General features: G+C 73.3%; 16 protein-coding genes. 7 read left to right on the forward strand and 9 right to left on the reverse strand.

Annotation, left to right across the window (positions count from 1 at the left end; translation table 11 throughout):
• The first annotated feature begins 24 nt into the window (after window positions 1–24).
• Window positions 25–600, forward strand: coding sequence for a hypothetical protein (locus tag HGB44_RS18350; RefSeq protein ID WP_061083568.1), 576 nt, complete (start codon window positions 25–27; stop codon window positions 598–600).
• A 161-nt stretch (window positions 601–761) separates the two neighbouring features.
• Here HGB44_RS18350 and HGB44_RS18355 read toward each other — a convergent pair whose 3' ends face one another.
• Window positions 762–1,418 carry an NAD(P)H oxidoreductase gene (locus HGB44_RS18355; protein ID WP_061083567.1) on the reverse strand — a complete coding sequence of 219 codons (657 nt, stop codon included), beginning with the start codon at window positions 1,416–1,418 and terminating at the stop codon, window positions 762–764.
• An 81-nt stretch (window positions 1,419–1,499) separates the two neighbouring features.
• Between HGB44_RS18355 and HGB44_RS18360 the strand changes: the two genes are divergently transcribed.
• Window positions 1,500–2,570, forward strand: coding sequence for an AraC family transcriptional regulator (locus HGB44_RS18360; RefSeq protein WP_061083566.1), 1,071 nt, complete (start codon window positions 1,500–1,502; stop codon window positions 2,568–2,570).
• A 123-nt stretch (window positions 2,571–2,693) separates the two neighbouring features.
• Here HGB44_RS18360 and HGB44_RS18365 read toward each other — a convergent pair whose 3' ends face one another.
• Both HGB44_RS18365 and HGB44_RS18370 read right to left on the reverse strand, forming a co-directional pair.
• Window positions 2,694–3,794, reverse strand: a complete 1,101-nt coding sequence (locus tag HGB44_RS18365) for a cytochrome P450 family protein (RefSeq protein WP_082768645.1) — start codon at window positions 3,792–3,794, stop codon at window positions 2,694–2,696.
• Window positions 3,776–5,104: a cytochrome P450 family protein gene (locus HGB44_RS18370; RefSeq protein ID WP_061083565.1), complete on the reverse strand. Its 1,329-nt coding sequence runs from the start codon at window positions 5,102–5,104 to the stop codon at window positions 3,776–3,778. The genes HGB44_RS18365 and HGB44_RS18370 overlap by 19 nt, the downstream gene beginning before the upstream one ends.
• Before the next feature lie 370 nt (window positions 5,105–5,474).
• Between HGB44_RS18370 and HGB44_RS18375 the strand changes: the two genes are divergently transcribed.
• Window positions 5,475–6,224, forward strand: coding sequence for a hypothetical protein (locus HGB44_RS18375; RefSeq protein ID WP_061083571.1), 750 nt, complete (start codon window positions 5,475–5,477; stop codon window positions 6,222–6,224).
• Between the two features lie 275 nt (window positions 6,225–6,499).
• A complete protein-coding gene (locus HGB44_RS18380; RefSeq protein WP_061083564.1) occupies window positions 6,500–9,094 on the forward strand; it encodes a glycoside hydrolase family 9 protein in 2,595 nt (864 codons plus the stop codon).
• 116 nt (window positions 9,095–9,210) lie between these two features.
• On the opposite strand, the gene HGB44_RS18385 is transcribed toward HGB44_RS18380, so the two are convergent.
• From HGB44_RS18385 to HGB44_RS18400, 4 genes are all read right to left on the reverse strand, one after another.
• Entirely contained in the window at window positions 9,211–10,062 is an 852-nt protein-coding gene (locus tag HGB44_RS18385) for a DUF1206 domain-containing protein (RefSeq protein ID WP_231972668.1), read from the reverse strand.
• A 139-nt stretch (window positions 10,063–10,201) separates the two neighbouring features.
• Entirely contained in the window at window positions 10,202–11,359 is a 1,158-nt protein-coding gene (locus tag HGB44_RS18390) for a PQQ-dependent sugar dehydrogenase (protein WP_061083562.1), read from the reverse strand.
• 28 nt (window positions 11,360–11,387) lie between these two features.
• The gene (locus HGB44_RS18395; protein ID WP_061083760.1) at window positions 11,388–12,563 is read right to left on the reverse strand and encodes an FUSC family protein; all 1,176 of its coding nucleotides are present in this window, start codon (window positions 12,561–12,563) and stop codon (window positions 11,388–11,390) included.
• Window positions 12,564–12,630: 67 nt separating this feature from the next.
• Window positions 12,631–13,392, reverse strand: coding sequence for an alpha/beta fold hydrolase (locus HGB44_RS18400; RefSeq protein ID WP_061083759.1), 762 nt, complete (start codon window positions 13,390–13,392; stop codon window positions 12,631–12,633).
• A gap of 235 nt (window positions 13,393–13,627) precedes the next feature.
• On the opposite strand from HGB44_RS18400, the gene HGB44_RS32720 reads away from it, so the two are divergent.
• The gene (locus tag HGB44_RS32720; protein WP_325096992.1) at window positions 13,628–14,299 is read left to right on the forward strand and encodes a hypothetical protein; all 672 of its coding nucleotides are present in this window, start codon (window positions 13,628–13,630) and stop codon (window positions 14,297–14,299) included.
• Between the two features lie 230 nt (window positions 14,300–14,529).
• Here the strand turns inward: HGB44_RS32720 and HGB44_RS18410 are convergent, their stop codons facing one another.
• Window positions 14,530–15,060 (reverse strand): DUF1360 domain-containing protein, encoded by a 531-nt coding sequence (locus tag HGB44_RS18410; RefSeq protein WP_061081989.1) that lies wholly within the window; start codon window positions 15,058–15,060, stop codon window positions 14,530–14,532.
• The gene (locus HGB44_RS18415; protein ID WP_061081990.1) at window positions 15,053–16,924 is read right to left on the reverse strand and encodes a glycoside hydrolase family 15 protein; all 1,872 of its coding nucleotides are present in this window, start codon (window positions 16,922–16,924) and stop codon (window positions 15,053–15,055) included. Before HGB44_RS18415 ends, HGB44_RS18410 begins: the two co-directional genes overlap by 8 nt.
• Before the next feature lie 155 nt (window positions 16,925–17,079).
• On the opposite strand from HGB44_RS18415, the gene HGB44_RS18420 reads away from it, so the two are divergent.
• Together HGB44_RS18420 and HGB44_RS18425 are read left to right on the forward strand one after the other, a co-directional pair.
• Window positions 17,080–18,132: an SDR family oxidoreductase gene (locus tag HGB44_RS18420; protein WP_061081991.1), complete on the forward strand. Its 1,053-nt coding sequence runs from the start codon at window positions 17,080–17,082 to the stop codon at window positions 18,130–18,132.
• A 33-nt stretch (window positions 18,133–18,165) separates the two neighbouring features.
• Window positions 18,166–18,531 (forward strand): DUF3140 domain-containing protein, encoded by a 366-nt coding sequence (locus HGB44_RS18425; RefSeq protein ID WP_061081992.1) that lies wholly within the window; start codon window positions 18,166–18,168, stop codon window positions 18,529–18,531.
• Window positions 18,532–18,608: the final 77 nt, after the last annotated feature.

The raw sequence follows: 18,608 nt of genomic DNA on the forward strand, positions 1-18,608 counted from the left end.
CGACGACACGAGAAGGCGGACGACATGGTGGAACGCGTACCCGGCCCCGGCAGGAGCCGGGAGACCGAATCGGAGCAGTACCGGGCGCGGACGCCCGGCCCCGGGACCGGCCCCCGCACCGCGGAGCCGGTGACCGTCGACGCCGAGGTGAACGACCCCGGGCGCGGGACCGGCCCCGCTGGACGCACCGGCGACCCGGACACCGGATACACGGGTGCCCCCGGTACCGCCGGTTCTGGACACGCCCGGCCGGGTGCCCCCGGAACCGCGCCGGGTCAGGTGCCGGGGCAGCCGGGCACCGGAGCGGACCGCTCGGACCCGGCGGACGGGCCCCGGTCGCAGGGCGCGAAGCTGGAACGGGTCCGGGAGCGCTGGAGCGCGACGCAGGGCAGGTTCGTCGACGATCCCCACGGCGCCGTACGCGAGGCCGACGCGCTGGCCGCGGAGGTCGCCGACGCCGTGGTCGCGGAGATCGAGGAGCGCCGCTCCGCGCTGCGCTCCGCGTGGAACGAGGGAGAGGGCACGGACACCGAGTCGCTGCGGGTGGCCCTGCGCGACTACCGCTCCTTCGTGGAGCACCTGGTCAGTACCAACGCCTGACCGCGTGCGGCCGCAGTGAGCCGTTCCGGGCCGGGGGCCGCCCACCGCCGAGCGCGGGGGCGGCCCCTCCGGGTGCGCGGCCGCCCCCTCGGGCGGGGGCTCGCGCGAAGATCCGCGCCCTCCCGGACGGAATCCGGGCGGTCCCTTCGGAAGCGGTCGGCTCATCCGGCGACGAGCTTGTCGACCGCCGCCTCGGCCTCGGCGAACAGCTCCCGGTAGTGGTGTTCCCGGGCCTCGCCGGACAGGTCCTGGGCCTCGCTGTCGAACAACGCGGCCGTGTGGACCTCGAAGATCCCGCAGAACTCCGAGATCCCCCGGCGCAGGGGCCCGTCGAGCAGGCTGAGTACCAGGTCCGCGTTCGGGTCCCGCGCGGTGAGTCCGGCCAGGCCCAGCCACAGCATCCGCTTCCCCGCCATGGGGGACCTGCTGCGGCCGTACGTGAGGCCGTAGTTCCACACCCGGTCGATCCAGCCCTTGAGCAGGGCCGGCAGCCCGAACCACCACACGGGGAACACGGGGACGATGAGATCGGCTGCGTGGACGCGGCGGATGTGGGCGTGCACCTCGTCGGAGTAGACCTTGTCCCGGTCGCCGTAGTCGGGCTCGTCGGCCTCGCTGTTGCGGGGGTCGAACCCCTCGGCGTGCAGGTCGAGCAGGTCGACGCGGTACCCGGCCGCCTCCAGGCGGGCGGCGACCCGTCCGGCCACGGCGGCGGTCAGGGAGTCCGGGCGGTGGTGGGCGACCACGACCAGCGCGGTGCGTCCGGTCGACGCGGGGGCTTCGGAGGGCTCGGTGGGTGCGAAGGGCTCTCGGTTCATGAGTCCAGTACAGACCAACAGGCGTGGACGTTCCATAGCTGAAAAGCTGCGTTTCTTTGGCGTGCGTCTACACTCGCCTCCATGGACCCTTTGAGTGACATGCTCAGCGGAATCCGCTCCGCGGGCGCCTCCGTCAGCCAGGCCTCGCTGGATCCGCCGTGGACGATCCGCTTCACCGGCGGCGCGCCGCTGACCATGCTGACGGTGATCAGCGGCGGCGGGTCGGTGATCCTGCCTGACGGGACCGCCCTCGGGATCGGCGCGGGCGACACCGCGCTGGTACGCGGCCCCGACCCCTTCCACCTCGCGGACGACCCCGCCTCGCCGCGTCGCGTACACCGGAACCACGAGATCGACTGCCTCGAACCGGACCCCGTGTGCGGGCCGGACGGCGCTCCCCCGGGCGCGTTCCCCCGGCACGACGGCCTCCGGGGGGACGGACTCCCCGCCACCGACCTCCCGACCGCCGGGGCCTCGAACGACGGCCTTCCCAGCGAGGCCCCCGAGGGCGCCACCACCCTCATCGTCGCCGCCTACCGGGCCACCCGGAGCCGCCACGAGCGGCTGCTGCGCACCCTGCCGCCCACGCTGGTCCTCAACGAGGAGCAGCCCGAGAACGTCTTCTGGCTCGACGCGGCGAAGGACGCCCTGTCCCGGCGGCACCTCCCGGGCGGCCAGGCCCTGGTCGACCGCGTCGTGGACATGGGGCTGGTGTGCAGCCTGGCCTGCTGGTTCGAGCAGGAGGGCGCCGACGCCCCCGCCTGGTACCGGGGGGCCGTGGACCCGGTGACCGGCCCCGCGCTGGAGGCCGTCCACCGGCGTCCGCACGAGGCGTGGACGGTGGGCGCGCTGGCCGCCAGGGCGGGGGTGTCGCGCGCGCTCTTCGCCAAGCGCTTCACCGAGGTCATGGGCCAGTCGCCCCTGGGCTACCTGACCGAGTGGCGCATGTACACCGCCGAGGAGCTGCTGTCGGACCCCGACCTGAGCGTGGCCAAGGTGGCCGGGGCCGTGGGCTACGCCGACCCGTCCTCGTTCAGCACGGCCTTCAAACGGTTGCGGGGTCTGAGCCCGCGGGAGTTCCGCCTGCGGAACATGCTTTCCGGGCCCGGTGCCGCTCCCGTGTCCGGAACCGGATCCGGTCACGGCTCCTGAGCCGGGCACGGCCCCGGGGCGGAACCCGCTCCCGCGTTCGCCCGCGCGTGCGGCCGGGGGACCGCACCCGGCCCGGGGCCGAAGCCGGTCCCTCGGACCGGACGGCCCCGGCCCCCGGCTCCCTCAGCCCCAGACGACGGGGAGCGCGGTCCGACCGCTCGCCACGATGGACGGGGACTCCTCCACCTCCGCCCCCTCGGCCAGGCGCAGGTCCGGGAAGCGCGTGAAGAGCGCCTCCAGCGCGGTCACGCCCTCCAGCCGGGCCAGCCCCGCGCCCAGGCAGAAGTGCGGACCGTGTGAGAAGGCCAGGTGTCCCCGCTGCTCCCTCCGGAGGTCGAAGGCGTGCGCGTCGTCGCCGTGGCGCCCGGGGTCGCGCCCCGCCGCGCCGAAGCCCATGAGCAGCGCCTCCCCCGCGGGCACGTGCGTGCCCGCGAGGGTGACGTCCTCGGCCGTGTAGCGCAGCGGCAGGTACTGGATGCTGGCGTCCCAGCGCAGGGTCTCCTCCACCGCGTCGGCCCAGGAGGCGCCGCCGGACCGCACCAGCTCCAGCTGGTCCGGGTGGGTGAGCAGCGCGTGCACGGCGTTGGTGATGAGGTTCATCGTGGTCTCGTAGCCCGCACCGATCATGAGGATCAGCGTCCACACCAGTTCGGTGTGGGAGAGCCGCTCGTCGCCCTCGGCCCGCGCCTGGAGCAGAGCGCTGGTGAGGTCGTCGCCCGGCTCGCGGGACTTGCTCTCGGCCAGCTCCGCGAGGAAGGTCTGCATGTCGGCGTTGGTCCGGGCGGCCACCTCCGGCGTGGTGGTCGCGTCGAAGACCCGGCGCATCAGGGTGTGCAGTGTGCCGCGGTGCTCCGCCCCGACCCCGAAGAGCTCGGAGATGACCGTCATGGGCAGCGGCAGCGACAGCGCCGCCTTGAGGTCCACCGGTCCCGGCCCCGCCGCCGCGAGGTCGTCGAGCAGTTCGGCGGTGATCTCGGTGATCCTCGGGCGCAGCTCCTCCACCCGGCGCGGGGTGAACGCCTGCGAGACCAGGGTCCGCAGACGCCGGTGGCGGTCGCCGTCCGCGGTGAGCATGTTGTCCGGGGCCACCCAGGAGATCAGCGGCCAGTCCATGGGGATCTCGCCCTGCGCCCACGCCCGCCAGTGCCGCGCCTCCTTGCGCACGCCGGGGTGCGCGAGGGCCTCCATGACGACGTCGTGGCCGGTCAGCGCCCGAACAACCACGCCACCAGTGATCTCAACCTCGACGACGGGGCCGCGGTCCCGGAGTCCGGCTGTCTGTCGGTGGAGGTCGTAGGGGCGGAGGACGGGGATGTCTGCTGCCATCGCGGTGTTCCCTTCGGGGAGTCGGGCGGAAATTCCACGGGGAGTTCGGCCAGGGCCCGTGCGAACGGGGAGACGCGCCAGCGCGGGGCCGGGTCGGTCACGCGCAGGCCGCGCAGGCGCTTGGTGAGGACCTCCACTCCGACCTGGGCCATGGTCTGGGCGAACCCGTGGGCCGGGCAGCGGTGCGGGCCGACCCCGAAGGCCAGGTGGGCGCGGGTGACGTGTTCGATGTCGGGCCCGTTCTCGGCCATCGCGGTGTGGGCCGCGGCGTAGCCGAGGAGGATGGGCTCCCCCTTGCGGATGCTCCGTCCGCCGCTGATCTCGACGTCGCGCACGGGGTAGAGGACCGGGTAGTTGGTGATGGGCGGCTCGCGCCACAGGACCTGCTCGACCACCTCGTCGATCCCGACCAGGGCGCCGTTGAGGGCCCGGTTCACCTCGGGGTCGGTCAGGATCGTGTGCGTGGCGGCCGTGATGAGGTTGGCGGTCGGCTCGGCGCCGGCGCCGATGGTCACGACCAGCTGGTGCAGCATCTCCTCGTCGGTGAGCCCCGCCCGGTGCTGGAGCAGCCAGGTGGTGACGTCCTCCCCCGGCGTCGCGTGCTTCTGCGAGATCGCGTCGGACAGGGCCCGCTCGTACTCGGCGTTGGCCCGCACGACGTCGTTGCCGTCCCACAGGTCGATGAGCGAGGTCAGGACGCGCTCGCCGACGTCGCGCGAGAAGCCGAAGAGGTCGCAGATCACCAGCAGCGGCAGCAGGCGGGCGTACTCGGACACCAGGTCCGCGCTGCCGCGTTCGACGAAGGCGTCGATGAGGCTGTCGGCGTGGCGGCGGGTGCTCTCGCCGACACGGCTCTCGGGCACCCGGCCCAGGGAGTCGACCACCGACCGCTTGAGGCGGGCGTGGGCGTCGTCGTCGGCGAAGAGCAGATTGGGGCGGTAGGCCATCATCGCGGCCACGGGGGCGTCGTCGGGGACGCGCCCCTCGGACCAGTCGAGCCAGAGCCGGGAGTCGCGCCGGAAGGTGCGGGTGTCCCTGCACCAGGCCGTGATGAGCGCGTAGTCGGCGACCACCCATGCGCTGATCCCGGGGGAGATCTCGGCGGGGAAGACGGAGCCGTGTTCCTTGGCCATCCGCGTGTAGACGTCGTGCGGATCGGCGTGGAACTCGGGGGCGTGGAGTTCGGCGTAGGGGCAGCGGGAAGCCAACGTTTTCCTGTTCTACAGGGGGGTTCGAGAGCCGCGCCAGTCTAGTACCGCAACATGTCTGTTGTTCCTTCCGTCCCATCCGTCCCACTCCCACGGAACGCGGGATGGCCGGTCGCCGTGCGCGGGCGCCGCCGCGCCGTTCGGAGGCTCCCCGATCAGCGCCCAGATCAGCGCCCCGCGCCCACCGGTCCGGCCCGGAACCGCGCTCCGCCGGAGCCGCGCTCCCCTCGCCCCCGAAGTCCCGGAGGTGCCCGGTCAGCGGGGTGAGCTGTAACATCATGGCCGGATTCCTCCCCCCTGCAACCCGCTCCTCCGGTCCCGGCGAAGGCCGTACGGCGGGGCTCCTCGACACACACGGGAACGGATGTTCATGGACGCTGAAGACACCCAGGTCATGGCCAGGACGGGTGAGTTCACCAGCACCACCCTGAGCTGGGAGACCTCGGTACAGGGCCGGGTCGCGGCGGCGGTCGACCGCCTCTCCGGGCCGCTGTCCGACCTGCTGGAGCGCGACGCCAACGACGGCGACACCCGCATGCTCGTCGCCGACTTCTTCAGCGTCGGACTGAACTTCAGCAAGTACCAGGACATGACCACCGAGTACCGGACCAGCGGGGACTCGATCGACTACGCGATCATGCTGGACGGCAAGCTGTTCGCGCCGGTGGAGGTGCGCCGGGTCGGCCAGGAGCTCGACCAGCGCAACATCCAGGTGTCCCGCCGCCTGGCCGTCGACGAGGGCGCCGAGTGGGTGATCCTCACCAACGGCCGCCTCTGGAAGGTCTACCACCTGCGCCCCGACGGTGACGGCGGCAACAAGCCGGTGGAGGTCATCGACGTCGACCTCACCGACGCCGACGCCTACCAGCAAAACATCGACGCCCTGTTCCACATCACCCGCGAGGCCGTCGACCGCGGTCGGCTGGACACCCTGCGCAAGTGGAAGGAGGCCGTCGAGGCGGCCCCCGTCGCCGAGGCGCTGCGCAGCGACGCCGTGGTGGAGGCGGTCCGCGCGCAGCTGCGCGCCGCCACCGGCCACCTGGGTCACACGGGCGACGCCGACGAGGTGCGCCGCGCCCTGGTCGAGGAGGTCGTCGCGCAGGGCCTGCTCAAGGACTGACGCCGGTAGCGGGTCCGGCCCTCCCGGTCCGGACCCGCTCGCCCGTCCGCTCCCCTGTCGCGGGTCCGCCCCCCGCCGCTGCCTGCCTCCGCCTCCGCTCCCCCAGCCGCGGGGCCTCCCCTCGCCGCCGCCTGCCCGCCCCGGGCTCCTTCCGCCGCCCGCTGGTTCGCGCGTTTGCCCCCATTGACACCTGTGATACGCGCCACAACAATGGTCATACTATTGGGAGCGCTCCCAGTGCTTCCGGCCGCTTACCCCCCAGCGGAAGGACCCCCGTGAGTCCGGCACGAAGAAACAGCGCGGTGGCGCTCGGCGCCGCAGTCGCGCTCGGCACGAGCCTCCTCGTCGCCTCCCCCGTCCAGGCCGACGACGAGCCGGTCGAACAGATCACCAACGGCGACTTCGCCGACGGCACCACCGGCTGGTGGGCGACCGAGGGGATCGACCTCGCCGTCAGCGACGACGAAGCCCTGTGCGTCGCGGTCCCCGGCGGCACCAGCAACCCGTGGGACCAGATCGTCGGCCAGAACGACATCCCCCTCGTGGCCGGGGAGTCCTACTCCCTCACGTTCACCGCCTCCGGCGCCGACGGCCTGCCCGTCCGCGCGCTGGTCCAGGAGCCCGTCGACCCCTGGCGCACCGAACTGGACGAGCGCCCCGTGCTCACGCCGACGGCGACCGGCTACGAGTACGTCTTCACCGCGTCCGCCGAGATGGCCGACGCCCAGCTCGCCTTCCAGATCGGCGGGTCCGAGGAGGACTGGACGTTCTGCCTGGACGACGTGTCGCTGCTCGGCGGCGCCGAACCCCCCGTCTACGAACCCGACACCGGTCCGCGCGTCCGCGTCAACCAGGTCGGCTACCTTCCGCAGGGCCCCAAGAACGCCACCGTGGTCACCGACGCCGAGGAGTCCCTGCCCTGGCGGCTGGCCGACGCCGAGGGCGCGGTCGTGGCCGAGGGCGGCACCGTGCCGTACGGCCTGGACGAGTCCTCCGGTCAGAACGTGCACACCGTCGACTTCAGCGACTTCACCGGAACGGGTGAGGGCTACACCCTGACCGCCGACGGCGAGACCAGCCACCCCTTCGGGATCACCGCCGCCCCCTACGCCGCCCTGGCCACGGACGCCCTGGACTTCTACTACACCCAGCGCAGCGGCACCGAGATCCTCGACGAGCTCGCCCCCGGGTACGGACGCGAGGCCGGGCACGTCGGCGTGGAGCCCAACCAGGGCGACACCGACGTCACCTGCCACCCCTCCGCACCGTGCGACTACTCGCTCGACGTGTCCGGCGGCTGGTACGACGCGGGTGACCACGGCAAGTACGTGGTGAACGGCGGCATCTCCGTCCACCAGCTGATGAGCGTCTACGAGCGCGCGCACACCGCGCCCACCGGAAACCCCGCCCGGGTCGCCGACTCCACCCTGTCCGTCCCCGAGCGGGACAACGGCGTGCCCGACGTCCTGGACGAGGCACGCTGGGAGATGGAGTTCCTGCTGTCCATGCAGGTCCCCGAGGGCGAGGAACTCGCGGGGATGGCCCACCACAAGGTCCACGACGAGCGCTGGACCGGCCTGCCGCTGCTGCCCTCCGAGGACTCCCAGCCCCGCTACCTGCACCCGCCGTCGACGGCGGCCACGCTGAACCTGGCCGCGACCGCCGCCCAGTGCTCCCGGGTGTTCGCCCCCTACGACTCCGGGTTCGCCGCGACCTGCCTGGAGGCGGCCGAGACCGCCTGGGAGGCCGCGGTGGCCGAACCCGAGCGCTACGCGACCGTCGGCGGCGAGGGCGGCGGAGCCTACGACGACGACAACGTGGCCGACGAGTTCTACTGGGCCGCCGCGGAACTGTACCTGGCGACCGGGCACGGGGACTACGAGGAGGCGGTGGTCTCCTCCGAGCTGCACACCGCCGACGTGTTCACCTCCGCCGGGTTCGACTGGCGCTGGACCGCCCCGCTGGGCCGCCTCCAGCTCGCCACCGTGCCGAGCGGCCTCGACGGCCGCGACGAGGTCCGCGCCTCCGTCGTGGAGGGGGCCGGGCAGTACCTGGCCGACGCCTCGGAGCACGCCTACGGGCTGGCCTACGACCCCGAGGGCGGGGTCTTCGCCTGGGGCTCCAACAACCTCGTGCTCAACAACATGGTGGTGATGGCCAGCGCCTACGACATCGGCGGGGACACGCGCTTCCGCGACGCGGTCCTGGAGGGCATGGACTACGTCCTGGGACGCAACGCCCTCAACCAGTCGTACGTGACCGGGTACGGCGAGAACGACGCGGTCAACCAGCACAGCCGCTGGTACGCCCACCAGCTCGACCCGAGCCTGCCCAACCCGCCCGAGGGAACCCTGTCCGGCGGGCCCAACTCCGACACCGGCACCTGGGACCCCGTGGCCCGGGCCAACCTGGACGGGTGCGCCCCCCAGTTCTGCTACATCGACGACATCGAGTCGTGGGCGACCAACGAGCTGACCATCAACTGGAACTCCACGCTGGCCTGGGTGTCCGGGTTCGTCGCCGACCAGGGCGACGCCTCCCTGCCCGCCGGGTCCTCCTGCGAGGTCGACTACGTGGTCCACGGCGAGTGGCACGACCGCTTCAACACCCAGGTGACCGTCCGCAACACGGGTGACGAGCCCGTGACGGGCTGGGAGCTGGTGTGGTCCTTCCCCGGCGGTCAGACCGTGGAGCGCCACTGGAGCGGCGCGCTGGAGCAGGCCGGGCACGCGGTGACCGCCGTGAACGCGGACTGGAACGGGACCATCGACCCCGGCGAAGAGGTGACGTTCGGCTTCATCGGCACCCTGACGTCCGGGGCGAACGCCGTGCCCGCGAGGTTCACCCTCAACGGTTCGGTCTGTAGCTGAACCGCGGGCGGGGCGACGACGGCGCGCCCGCCCACGCCGTAAGACCCCCTTGGAGGACGGGGCCCCTCAGGAGAGCGTGGGGCCCCGTCCGTCATTCCCGGGGAGGAGAGGGAGGTTCAGCGCTGCCAGCGCGCCTGGCAGAAGCAGTAGGCGCCGTAGACGGCGACGCCCAGGGCGACGGCCACGAGGGCCCAGGGTCCGGCCGGGGTCTGGGAGAAGGCCCGCAGCGTGCCGTCCAGCCCCTCCGCCTGGTCCTTGTCGAAGGCGATCGCGGCCCGGAGGAAGAAGACGCCTGCGGCGGCCAGGACCAGGCCCTGGGTGCCGATGCCGAGCACGCCGACGGTGACGACCGCCCTGCGCCGGCGCGGCGGGAGCGCGCCGAGCGCCAGCTCCTGCGTGAAGCGGCGGGTCACCGCCTTCCAGATCTGGTGGAGGCCCACGGCGATCACGCCGCAGCCCACCGCGCCGACGACGAACCGGCCGAAGGGCAGCGCCATGACCTGGGCCGTCAGCGCCTCCGACCGGCTGTCCTGGGACTCGGGCGAGCCCTGTCCCAGCAGGAGGCCCGCGATGCTGGAGGCCAGCGCGGCGTAGACCACCGCGCGGGCCCCGGAGGCGACGCGCCTGGTGGCCTTCTCCAGGCCCACCGCGGCGTAGACCGCCTGCCACACGGTGAGGGCCACCAGGCCCGCCGCCGCGACCCAGAGCAGCAGCATGCCGCCGGTGTTCTGGGCGACGAGCTGGAGGGCACCGCTGTTGCTCGCCTCCTCCCCGCCGCTTTCTCCGAAGGCGATGCGCAGGGCGAGGTAACCGATGATGAGGTAGAGCAGGCCCGTGGCGGCGAAGCCCACGCCCGCGAGTCCGCGCAGCCAGCTGCTGTGGGCCGCCTGGCGCCCCGCGCGTCGGCCCGCCGCGTGGGCGTCCTTCGCCGAGCGCCGCGCCTTACCTGGTAAGTCTGATGGGGACATGTCCGGCCCGTGCCCGCGAGGGGGGCGCGAAAACGGAAGTTTACCCCTGGCACTCCCTTTTGTACTGGTCAGAGACGTGGAATCCCTCCGGAGCGCCAGTGCGGGACGACGGGTTGGCAGGCACCGGTTCAGGGGGCGGCTACTCCAGGGGCACCCGCAGGACGCGGTCGTCCCCCTCGGCCGGCTCCCCCACCCCGTCGAGATCGCTGGTGGTCAGCCACAGTTCATCGCCGCCGGGAGCGGCCACCACCGTGCGCAGGCGGCCGTACTCCCCCTGGTAGCGGTCCACGGGCTCGCCCACCCCGCCGTCACCGGTGAGCGGCACCTCCCACAGGCGTTCTCCGCGCAGCGCCGCCACCCACAGGGAGCCGCCCGCGACCGCCGCGCCGCTGGGCGAGGCCTCCGCGGGTCTCCACGTCAGCAGGGGGTCGACGTACTCGTCGCCTCCTCCGGCGCCCTCCACCTCGGGCCAGCCGTAGTTGCCGCCCGGTTCGATCAGGTTGACCTCGTCGAACTCGTTCTGGCCGAACTCGGTGGCGTACAGGTTCCCCTCGTCGTCCCACGCCAGGCCCTGGACGTTGCGGTGGCCGTAGCTGTGGACGGGGTTGCCGAAGGGGTTGTCCGGCGCCGGGTCCCCGTCGGTGGTGATCCGCAGGATCTTGCCGCCCAGCGAGTCGGTGTCCTGGGACAGGCCCTCCCGACCCGCGTCCCCGGTGCCGACGTACAGCAGGCCGTCGGGGCCGAACCCGATCCGGCCGCCGTTGTGGTGGGAGGCGGAGGGGATGCCGTCGAGGATGACCTCGGTCTCCCCGAAGCCCCCGTCCCCGTTCTCGGGGTCGTACTCCAACCGGCTGATCCGGTTGTCGGAGTCTGTGGTGTGGTAGGCGTACACGTACGGTTCCCCGGGGAAGCCCGGGTCCACGGCCAGCCCCAACAGACCGCCCTCGCCGTCCGGTGCGGTTCCCTCGACGGTGCCGACGCCGGCGACCGAACCGTCGGGGGACACGCGGACGACCTCCGCCGAGTCGCGCTGGGCGACCAGGGCCGAGCCGTCGGGGAGGAAGGCCAGCCCCCACGGCACCTCCAGGCCCGTGGCGACGTCCCCGGGCCGGCCGGGGTCGGTAGCGGCGGAGCCGTCCTGTCCGCCCGGCTCCTGCTGACCGTCCGTCCCGCCCGCCCCGCCTCCCTCCGCACCGCCGGCGGCGTCCCCCCGGGCGCCGCATCCGACGAGCAGGACGAGGGTGCCGAGGACGGAGGCGGTACGGAGCACCGCGCTCGCGCGCGCTGAGGGTTCCATGTCCGCTCCCTTCCCCCTGGCACCGCGGTTACCCCGCAGCGCCGCCGGGCGCCCCCTCCTCGCTGTTCTCGTGCCCCTCCTGCAACTCCTCGAACAACCGCTCCAGGTCGGTGAGCATCGCGCTGTGCACGGGCCAGCGTTCGGAGTCCCAGTCCTGCCTCATGCGCTCCCGTGTCCGGTCGATCAGCCGGAGCCCTCCTTCCAGGCAGGAGTCCAGATCGGGGGAGACCGTGTCGCGCTCGGGTTCCCCGGCCTCGTGGACGGCGTCGAAGGCGTCGGCGGCCGCGTTCAGGAGGGGCGCGAACTCGCGGAGGAAGGCGTCACCCGGCTCGGGGAAGCGTGTCCGGCCGCCGTTGGCGGCCCGCAGGGTGCGGATGAGGGACTGGATGTGGCGTGAGGACCGGCCCAGGGCGAGGATCCAGCCGTAGTAGGACTTCGGCGCCCTCTTCGGGACAGGGCCCTCCAGGATCCGCCGCGGGTTCAGACGCGCCCGGTACTCCTGTTGGGAGACCACCTCCCTGGCGTTGCGCTCGGTGTTGTCGAACCCCTTCGCGACCCGCCCCCAGTACTCGGCGTCACCGAGTCCCTCACCGCCCTCGCGGAGCGCCTCGGCCATCTCCCGGCAGAGGTCGCGCAGGCCGTCCGCGAAGTCGAGCACGGCGCTCTCGGCGTCGCGGAAACGGATGGCGGGTGCGAAGACCGTGTTCGTCACGACGGCGGACCCCGCTCCCACCAGCACCATGAGCAGCAGCGTTCCCATGTCCGTGAGGCTGCCCGCCGTGCCTCCCGCGAGCGCGAACGACGCCACCACGGGTATCTGTTTGCCCTGGTCGCCGAAGACCGTGAACTGTCCCGCCACCATCGCGACGAGCACGGCCAGGGCGAAGAACCACACGTTGAGCCCGACGGTGAGACCGGTCAGGCCCGCGATCAGGGCGCCGAGGAAGACCGCGGGAACGTAGCGCAGGGACTGGAGCACCGACCCGTACACGCTGGGCCGCACCACCAGGAGGGCGGAGAAGGGGGCGAAGCCGATCTGGGACGAGCCTCCCAGGAGCGTGCCCAGGAGCCAGGCGCCGGTGGAGGCGATGACGCACTTGGCGATGATGACCGCGGTCTCGCGCTCGTAGCCCCGCCGCTCGACGACCCGGCGCAGCAGTTCGCGGGCGTTGGACGCGACCCTCCTCAGCCGTGCGGCTACCACTTCGCTGCTTCCTCTCCCTGCCCCGCTAAGGCCGCAGGTCCCTGCGGCCCCGTCCGTATCCCGGCCCTCATCGCCCTCCTCGGTCCCGTACCGCCTCCCGCACGAACTCCTCGACCAGGTCGGCGACCTGGTCGGGGGCGGCGGCGGTGAGCGCGTGGGGCTGCCCGGGCAGGGTCACGAGCCGTCCACGGGGCAGTAACCGGGCGGCTTCCCGCGCCCAGGGCTCGGGACAGAGGGGGTCCCCGCCCCCGCGCAGGACCAGGGCTGGCTGCGTCACCCTCGGCAGGACCAGCTCGATCCGGTGGTCGCGGCTGGCCAGGAGGCTGCGGACGTCCCTGCGCAGCCCCGCGTCCCAGTAGTCGGCGACGACGGAGGACAGCACGGAGAGGTCCTCGCGCACGCCGTCGCGCAGCAGGCGCGCGGCCAGCGTGGGCAGCGAGCGCGCCCGGGGGTCCGTCGTGGGCCCGGCCAGCACGAGCGATCCCACCTCCTCGGGCGCGCGCACCGCCGCCTCGGCGACCACCTGCGTTCCCAGGGAGAGCCCGAGCAGACAGGGCCGCTCGATCCCGCGGCCCCGGAGCCACCCCAGGAGGGCGTCCGCGAGTCCGGTGACCGTGGGCGTGTGGTCGGGCGCGGTGCTCGCGCCGAACCCCGGCAGGTCGACGGCCCAGGCGGGCGTCCTGCCCTCCAGGGCCATGACCACGGGCAGCGTCTGGCGGGAGGAGATCCCCGCGCCGTGCACGCAGACCACCGGCGGCCCCTGTCCGGGCACGCGCCACCAGGCCATCGACGAGCGTCCGACCCCGTCCGTGCCCCTGCGGGCCTCCATGCGTACCCCCGAACGGCCTCCTCGGATCCGGTCATGTGGTCGCCACAACTACCCAGGGCCTCCGCCTTCAACCCACTCCCCGGCAGAGGCGTGTGGAGACGCCGTGGGGCGGTCAGGGAGGTACACGCAAGGGCGTGCGCGCGAAGGGAGCCATGAGATGGGCAGGAAGTCGGATTCGCCTCCGAAGCACCCGTGGTTGAGGGGTGCCGTACGGGGTGTCGCGGGTGCGATGGCCATGAGCGGTATGCGGCAGGTCGAGGTCGGCATGGGGGTCACGCAGCGCACACCGCCCGAGGCCGTCCTGGCAGAGGGCGTGCCCGCCCTGCTGGAGAGTGTTCCCCCCGAGCGGAGGAAGGCCGCGATCGAACTGGCGCACTGGGGGTACGGGGCGGCGTCGGGCACCGTGTTCGCGCTGCTGCCGCGCCGGGTGAGGCGGTGGCGGCTGGCCGGTCCGGTGTTCGGGGTCGCGGTCTGGAGTGCGTACGAGCTGGCCGTCGCCCCCGCGCTCGGCCTCGCCCACGCACGCAGGCACCGGCCCCGGGAGCGGTGGGCGTTCCTGTTCGACCACGTGGTCTTCGGGCTCATGGTCGGGGAGCCGCCCGAGACCGTGGTGGCCGGGACCGGAGGCTCCGGGAACGACGCGGAGGAGGGGTGCTGCTGCGGAGGCCACGGGGGCCCTGGGGACCGTAGGAAGCACCGGAGGCGCGGGGGGCACGGAGGCCGCCGGGGCCGCGGGGAGTACAGGGGACACGCAAGCCACTGCGGTCACGGAGACCACGAGCAGCACGGGAAACACGGGGATAACGGTGGCCATGAAGGCCATGGTGATCACGGGAAGCACGATGATCACGGGAAACATGGTGACTGCGGGGAACACGGGAGACGGAGAAAACGACACCGGCGCTGACAGCGGAGAAGCGGGGGCGGGGCGGGCGACCGGTCGGTCGCCCGCCCCGCTTCTCCGCCGCGTCCCCGGGCTCCGGTCGGTCCGGGTCGGCGCTCGGAACCGTAACGGCGCTACGCCCGAGCGGCACCGGCGCCAACCCGCTCACCCGCCGCCGGGGCGCAGCGGCGCCGGCGCCAGGACGTGTCAGCGCTGCCCGGCGCCACACGGCACTGCTCCTGGGCCTTCCGACGCTACTCCTGGGCCTTCTGGAGACGCACGTACGCCAACTGGAGCCAGTCGGACACGGCCACGGCGCTGAACACCGCCCCGGTCCCCCGGGTCACACCGGGCGCGAACACCAGGCCGAAGGCGTAGGCCGTGGCGATCCACTGCGCGGTGCAGAACGGGCAGGTGATCAGCTCGCCGACCGCCCGGCGTGCGCCCTGGCCGCGCACCTCCTCGGCCAGCTCGGCCGGGGCCGAGACCCCCTGGAAGCGGGTGAAGAACGCCCGGAGCGGGCTGGTGACCGCGTCCTTGGCCAGCATCCGCGACAGCTTGTGCGTGGTCAGCCCCATCAGCGCCAGGTCCCACGGCCCCACGCCCTCGACCCTGCGCCTGCCCCGGAACCGGCGCGCGGCGAGCAGCCCGACTCCCACCAGGGCCAGGTAGCCCGAGGCCACGGCCGTGTACCCGAAGAGGGGCTGGTCGCTGTCGCCCCGGTAGGCCTCCGCCTCCTCCTGGATCGTCTCCTTGATGTCCCCGGTGGTGTTGTGGTCAGCCATCTGCTCCGGTCCTCCTTCGTCGTGTCGCGCCGCCAGACCTGTCGCGGACCCACGCGTGCAGCGCCTCCCCGTCCCCCGCCTGGTCGAGGTTGACCGCCGCCTCGATCAGCGCGAGGTGGGTGAAGGCCTGGGGGAAGTTGCCCAGCATGGTGCCGTCGGCGGCCATCTCCTCCGCGTGCAGGCCGAGCTCTCCCGAGCTCCCGCACAGTTCCTCGAACCTCCGCCGCGCCTCCTCGGTCCGCCCGGCCAGCACCAGGGCGGAGACCATGTCGAAGGAGCAGAGGAGGAAGGCGCCCTCAGGGGTGCCCAGTCCGTCGTCGGTCGTCTCGGGGTCGTACCTGTGGACGAGAGCGCCCTCCCCGCCCAGTTCCGCGTCCACCCGCTCCAGGGTCGCGAGCACGCGCGGGTCGGTCCCGTCCAAGAAGCCCAGGAGCGGTATCCGCAGCAGCGACCCGTCCACGTGGGACGAGCAGTAGGACTGCGTGAAGGTCCCGGCCGCGGCGTCGTAGCCCCGGTCGAGGACCTCCTCGCGGATGGCGGCCAGCTCCTTGCGCCACTCGTCCAGGGGGACGTCCCCGCCCGCCTTGCCCGACTCGGTGGCCAGCTGGATCCCGCGGTCCAGGCACACCCAGGCGTAGACCTTGGAGCTCGTCCAGTGCCGTGGACGCGAACGCACCTCCCACATGCCGTCGTCCGGCTCGCGCCAGATCCGGCACGCCGCGTCGACCATCGAGGAGAGCTGTTCGACGTCCCCGCGCCCGAGTCCGCCGGTGGCCTCCTCATAGGACAGCGCGGCGTCGAGCACGTGCCCGTACACGTCCAGCTGGTGCTGTGAGTAGGCGTCGTTGCCGACGCGGACCGGCCTCGACCCGGCGTGCCCGGCGAGGTGGTCCAGGCTCTCCTCCCCGGGCGGGGGCTGCTCGTCGACCGCCTGCACCGGGGGGACCCAGTCGATCGGCTGGCCGCACATCCGCAGCAGGAAGCGCAGGTAGTGCCCGGCCTCCTCCGCGTGCCCGAGCCGCAGGAAGGCCAGGACGACGAGCGCGGCGTCGCGGTGCCAGACGTAGCGGTAGTCCCAGTTGCGCGGACCCCCCGGCCACTCGGGCAGGGACGTGGTGGGCGCGGCGATCAGGGCTCCGCTCTCCTCGTGGAGCAGGCCGCGCAGGGTGAGCGCGCTGCGGCGCACGTGCGTGGCGCCGACCCCGTCGTAGCCGGTGCGCCCGGACCACTCCCGCCAGGCCTCCAGGGTCTCCCGGAGCAGCGCACGGCCCTCTCCCAGGCCGACGCGGCGTCCGCCCTCCAGATAGTCCAGGGCGAACACGGCGGTGTCCCCCTCGGCCAGCTCCACGCGGTACTCCGGCACGCCGTCCCGCGCGGGCGCGGGGGCGGGCGAACCCGACAGCAGCGGCCCCGAGGCCTCCCGCAGCCCGCCGTCCACCCGTTCCCACACGGGCTCGGCACGCGCGAAGTCGGGCCTGGCGTCGAACCGAGAGCGCACGGACGTGCTCCCCGAGCGGCACTCGACGACCCGCAGGAGGAAGCCCTCCCGGTACAGGCCCGTCCCGCCCTCCTCCGACCTTCGCACCGCGAGCAGGTCGCGGACGGCCACCTCCGTGTCCGTGCCCCGCCAGAGCGTCTCCAGGACGAGCGTGTCGTCGACGTAGGCGCGTCCGGCCGGGCCCGCCCCCTCGACCTCCAGGGTCCACCCGCCGCCGCGGGGGTCCAGGATCCCCGAGACGAGGGCGGGGCCGTCGAACCGGGGAACGCACAACCAGTCGACGGTGCCGTCCGGTGTGGTGAGCGCGGCGGTGTGGCAGTCCGAGAGGAAGCCGTGGTCGCCGATGCCCGTGGTGCCCTGCCCCATCCGCACCTCCGAGTCGTGTCGTGTTCCCGGGAACCCCTCATGTGCGACTGCCCCGGGGCACCGCCGGTGAAACGACAGCTCAGAAGCTTGCCGCGGCATGTACATATCGGGCGGCGCTCCCGGGTAGCGGAGGGGGCGAAGGGCCGGAAGCGGCCGTGTCGACCCGTGTGGGGGTGGCCGAGGTGACCGGGAGACCGAACGGTCGGATCGCGGTGGTCAGCGGGGCCAGCGCGGGTGTCGGCAGGGCGACCGCGCGGGAGTTCGCCAGGCGGGGGTACACCGTCGCGCTGCTCGCGCGGGGACAGACGGGGCTGGAGGCCGCCGCCGAGGAGGCCCGTGCCGAGGGTGTGACCGCGCTGCCGCTGCGGGTGGACGTGAGCGACGCCGAGGCGGTGCGCGGGGCCCTGGCCCAGGTCGAGTCGGAGCTGGGACCGGTGGACGTGTGGGTGAACTGCGTGCTCGCCACGGTCATCTCGCCGTTCATGGAGGTGGAACCGGAGGAGTACCGCCGGGTCACCGACGTCTGCTACCACGGCTACGTGTACGGCACCCGGGCCGCGCTGGAGCGCATGCTGCCCCGGGACCGGGGCGTGATCGTGCAGGTCGGGTCCGCCCTGGCCTACCGCGGCATCCCCCTCCAGGCGGCGTACTGCGGGGCCAAGCACGCGATACGCGGGTTCACCGACTCCGTGCGGGCCGAGCTGGTCCACCGCGGATCGGGCATCCGGGTGACGGAGGTGCACCTGCCCGCGGTGAACACACCGCAGTTCACCTGGACGCGCGCGCACCTGGACGGCCGACGCCCGCGCCCCGTGGCCCCCGTGTACCAACCCGAGGTCGCGGCCCGGGCGATCGTCTGGGGCGCCGAGCACCCGCGTCGGCGCCGGTACTGGGTGGGGATCTCGACGGTGGCCACCGTCCTGGGCCAGCGGTTCGCGCCGAGGGTGCTCGACTGGCAGCTGGGGCTCACCGGGCGCAGGAGCCAGGTCCGCGACGCCCACCCGCCCGCGCGCGACAACCTGTTCCGCCCCCTGGACGACGAGCACGACTTCGGCGCCCACGGCGAGTTCGACGACGAGTCGCGCGAGTCGAGCCTGCTCCAGGAACTGAACCAGCGGCGGAACACCGTGGCCCTGCTGGGCGCCGCGGGGTTCGCGGTGGGGGCCGCGGGCTACGCGGTCGCACGGGGAGCGCACCGGCGGCCCTGATCAGCGACGAAGCCGAGACCAAGGGGGAAGAGCATGGTTGAGCACGATCCCGTCGTCGACGAGGCGTGGGAGGAGTTCCACGCGGTGGTGAACATGACCGGGGAGCAGCTGCGCGAGTGGCTGCTCACGAACGCCTCCGGCGAGGACGCCTTCCGGACCGAGCCGGGGCACACGGTGTCCCGGAGGGGTGAGGCGGTCGTGAACCTGCTCAACAAGCGCCGCGGGGACGTGACCGAGTCCGACGTCGAACTGATGCGCGAGGTGACCGAGTACGTCCGCGGCCAGCTGGCGGACCCGCACCGCGAGGACGCGCGGTGGCGGCACCGGCTGATGTCGGTGGGACACGACCCGCTCAGCCCCGACTCGGCGCGCCCCGACGAGGAGGACCTCGCCGGGTAGCGGACCTGGAACGGGGTCTCCCTGGCACCGGTACGGGGAGGCGCGCCGCCGTCCCGGCGCGCCTCCCCGCGTCTCTC

This window comes from Nocardiopsis alborubida (assembly GCF_012396365.1).
In the GTDB taxonomy this organism is placed as follows: domain Bacteria; phylum Actinomycetota; class Actinomycetes; order Streptosporangiales; family Streptosporangiaceae; genus Nocardiopsis; species Nocardiopsis alborubida.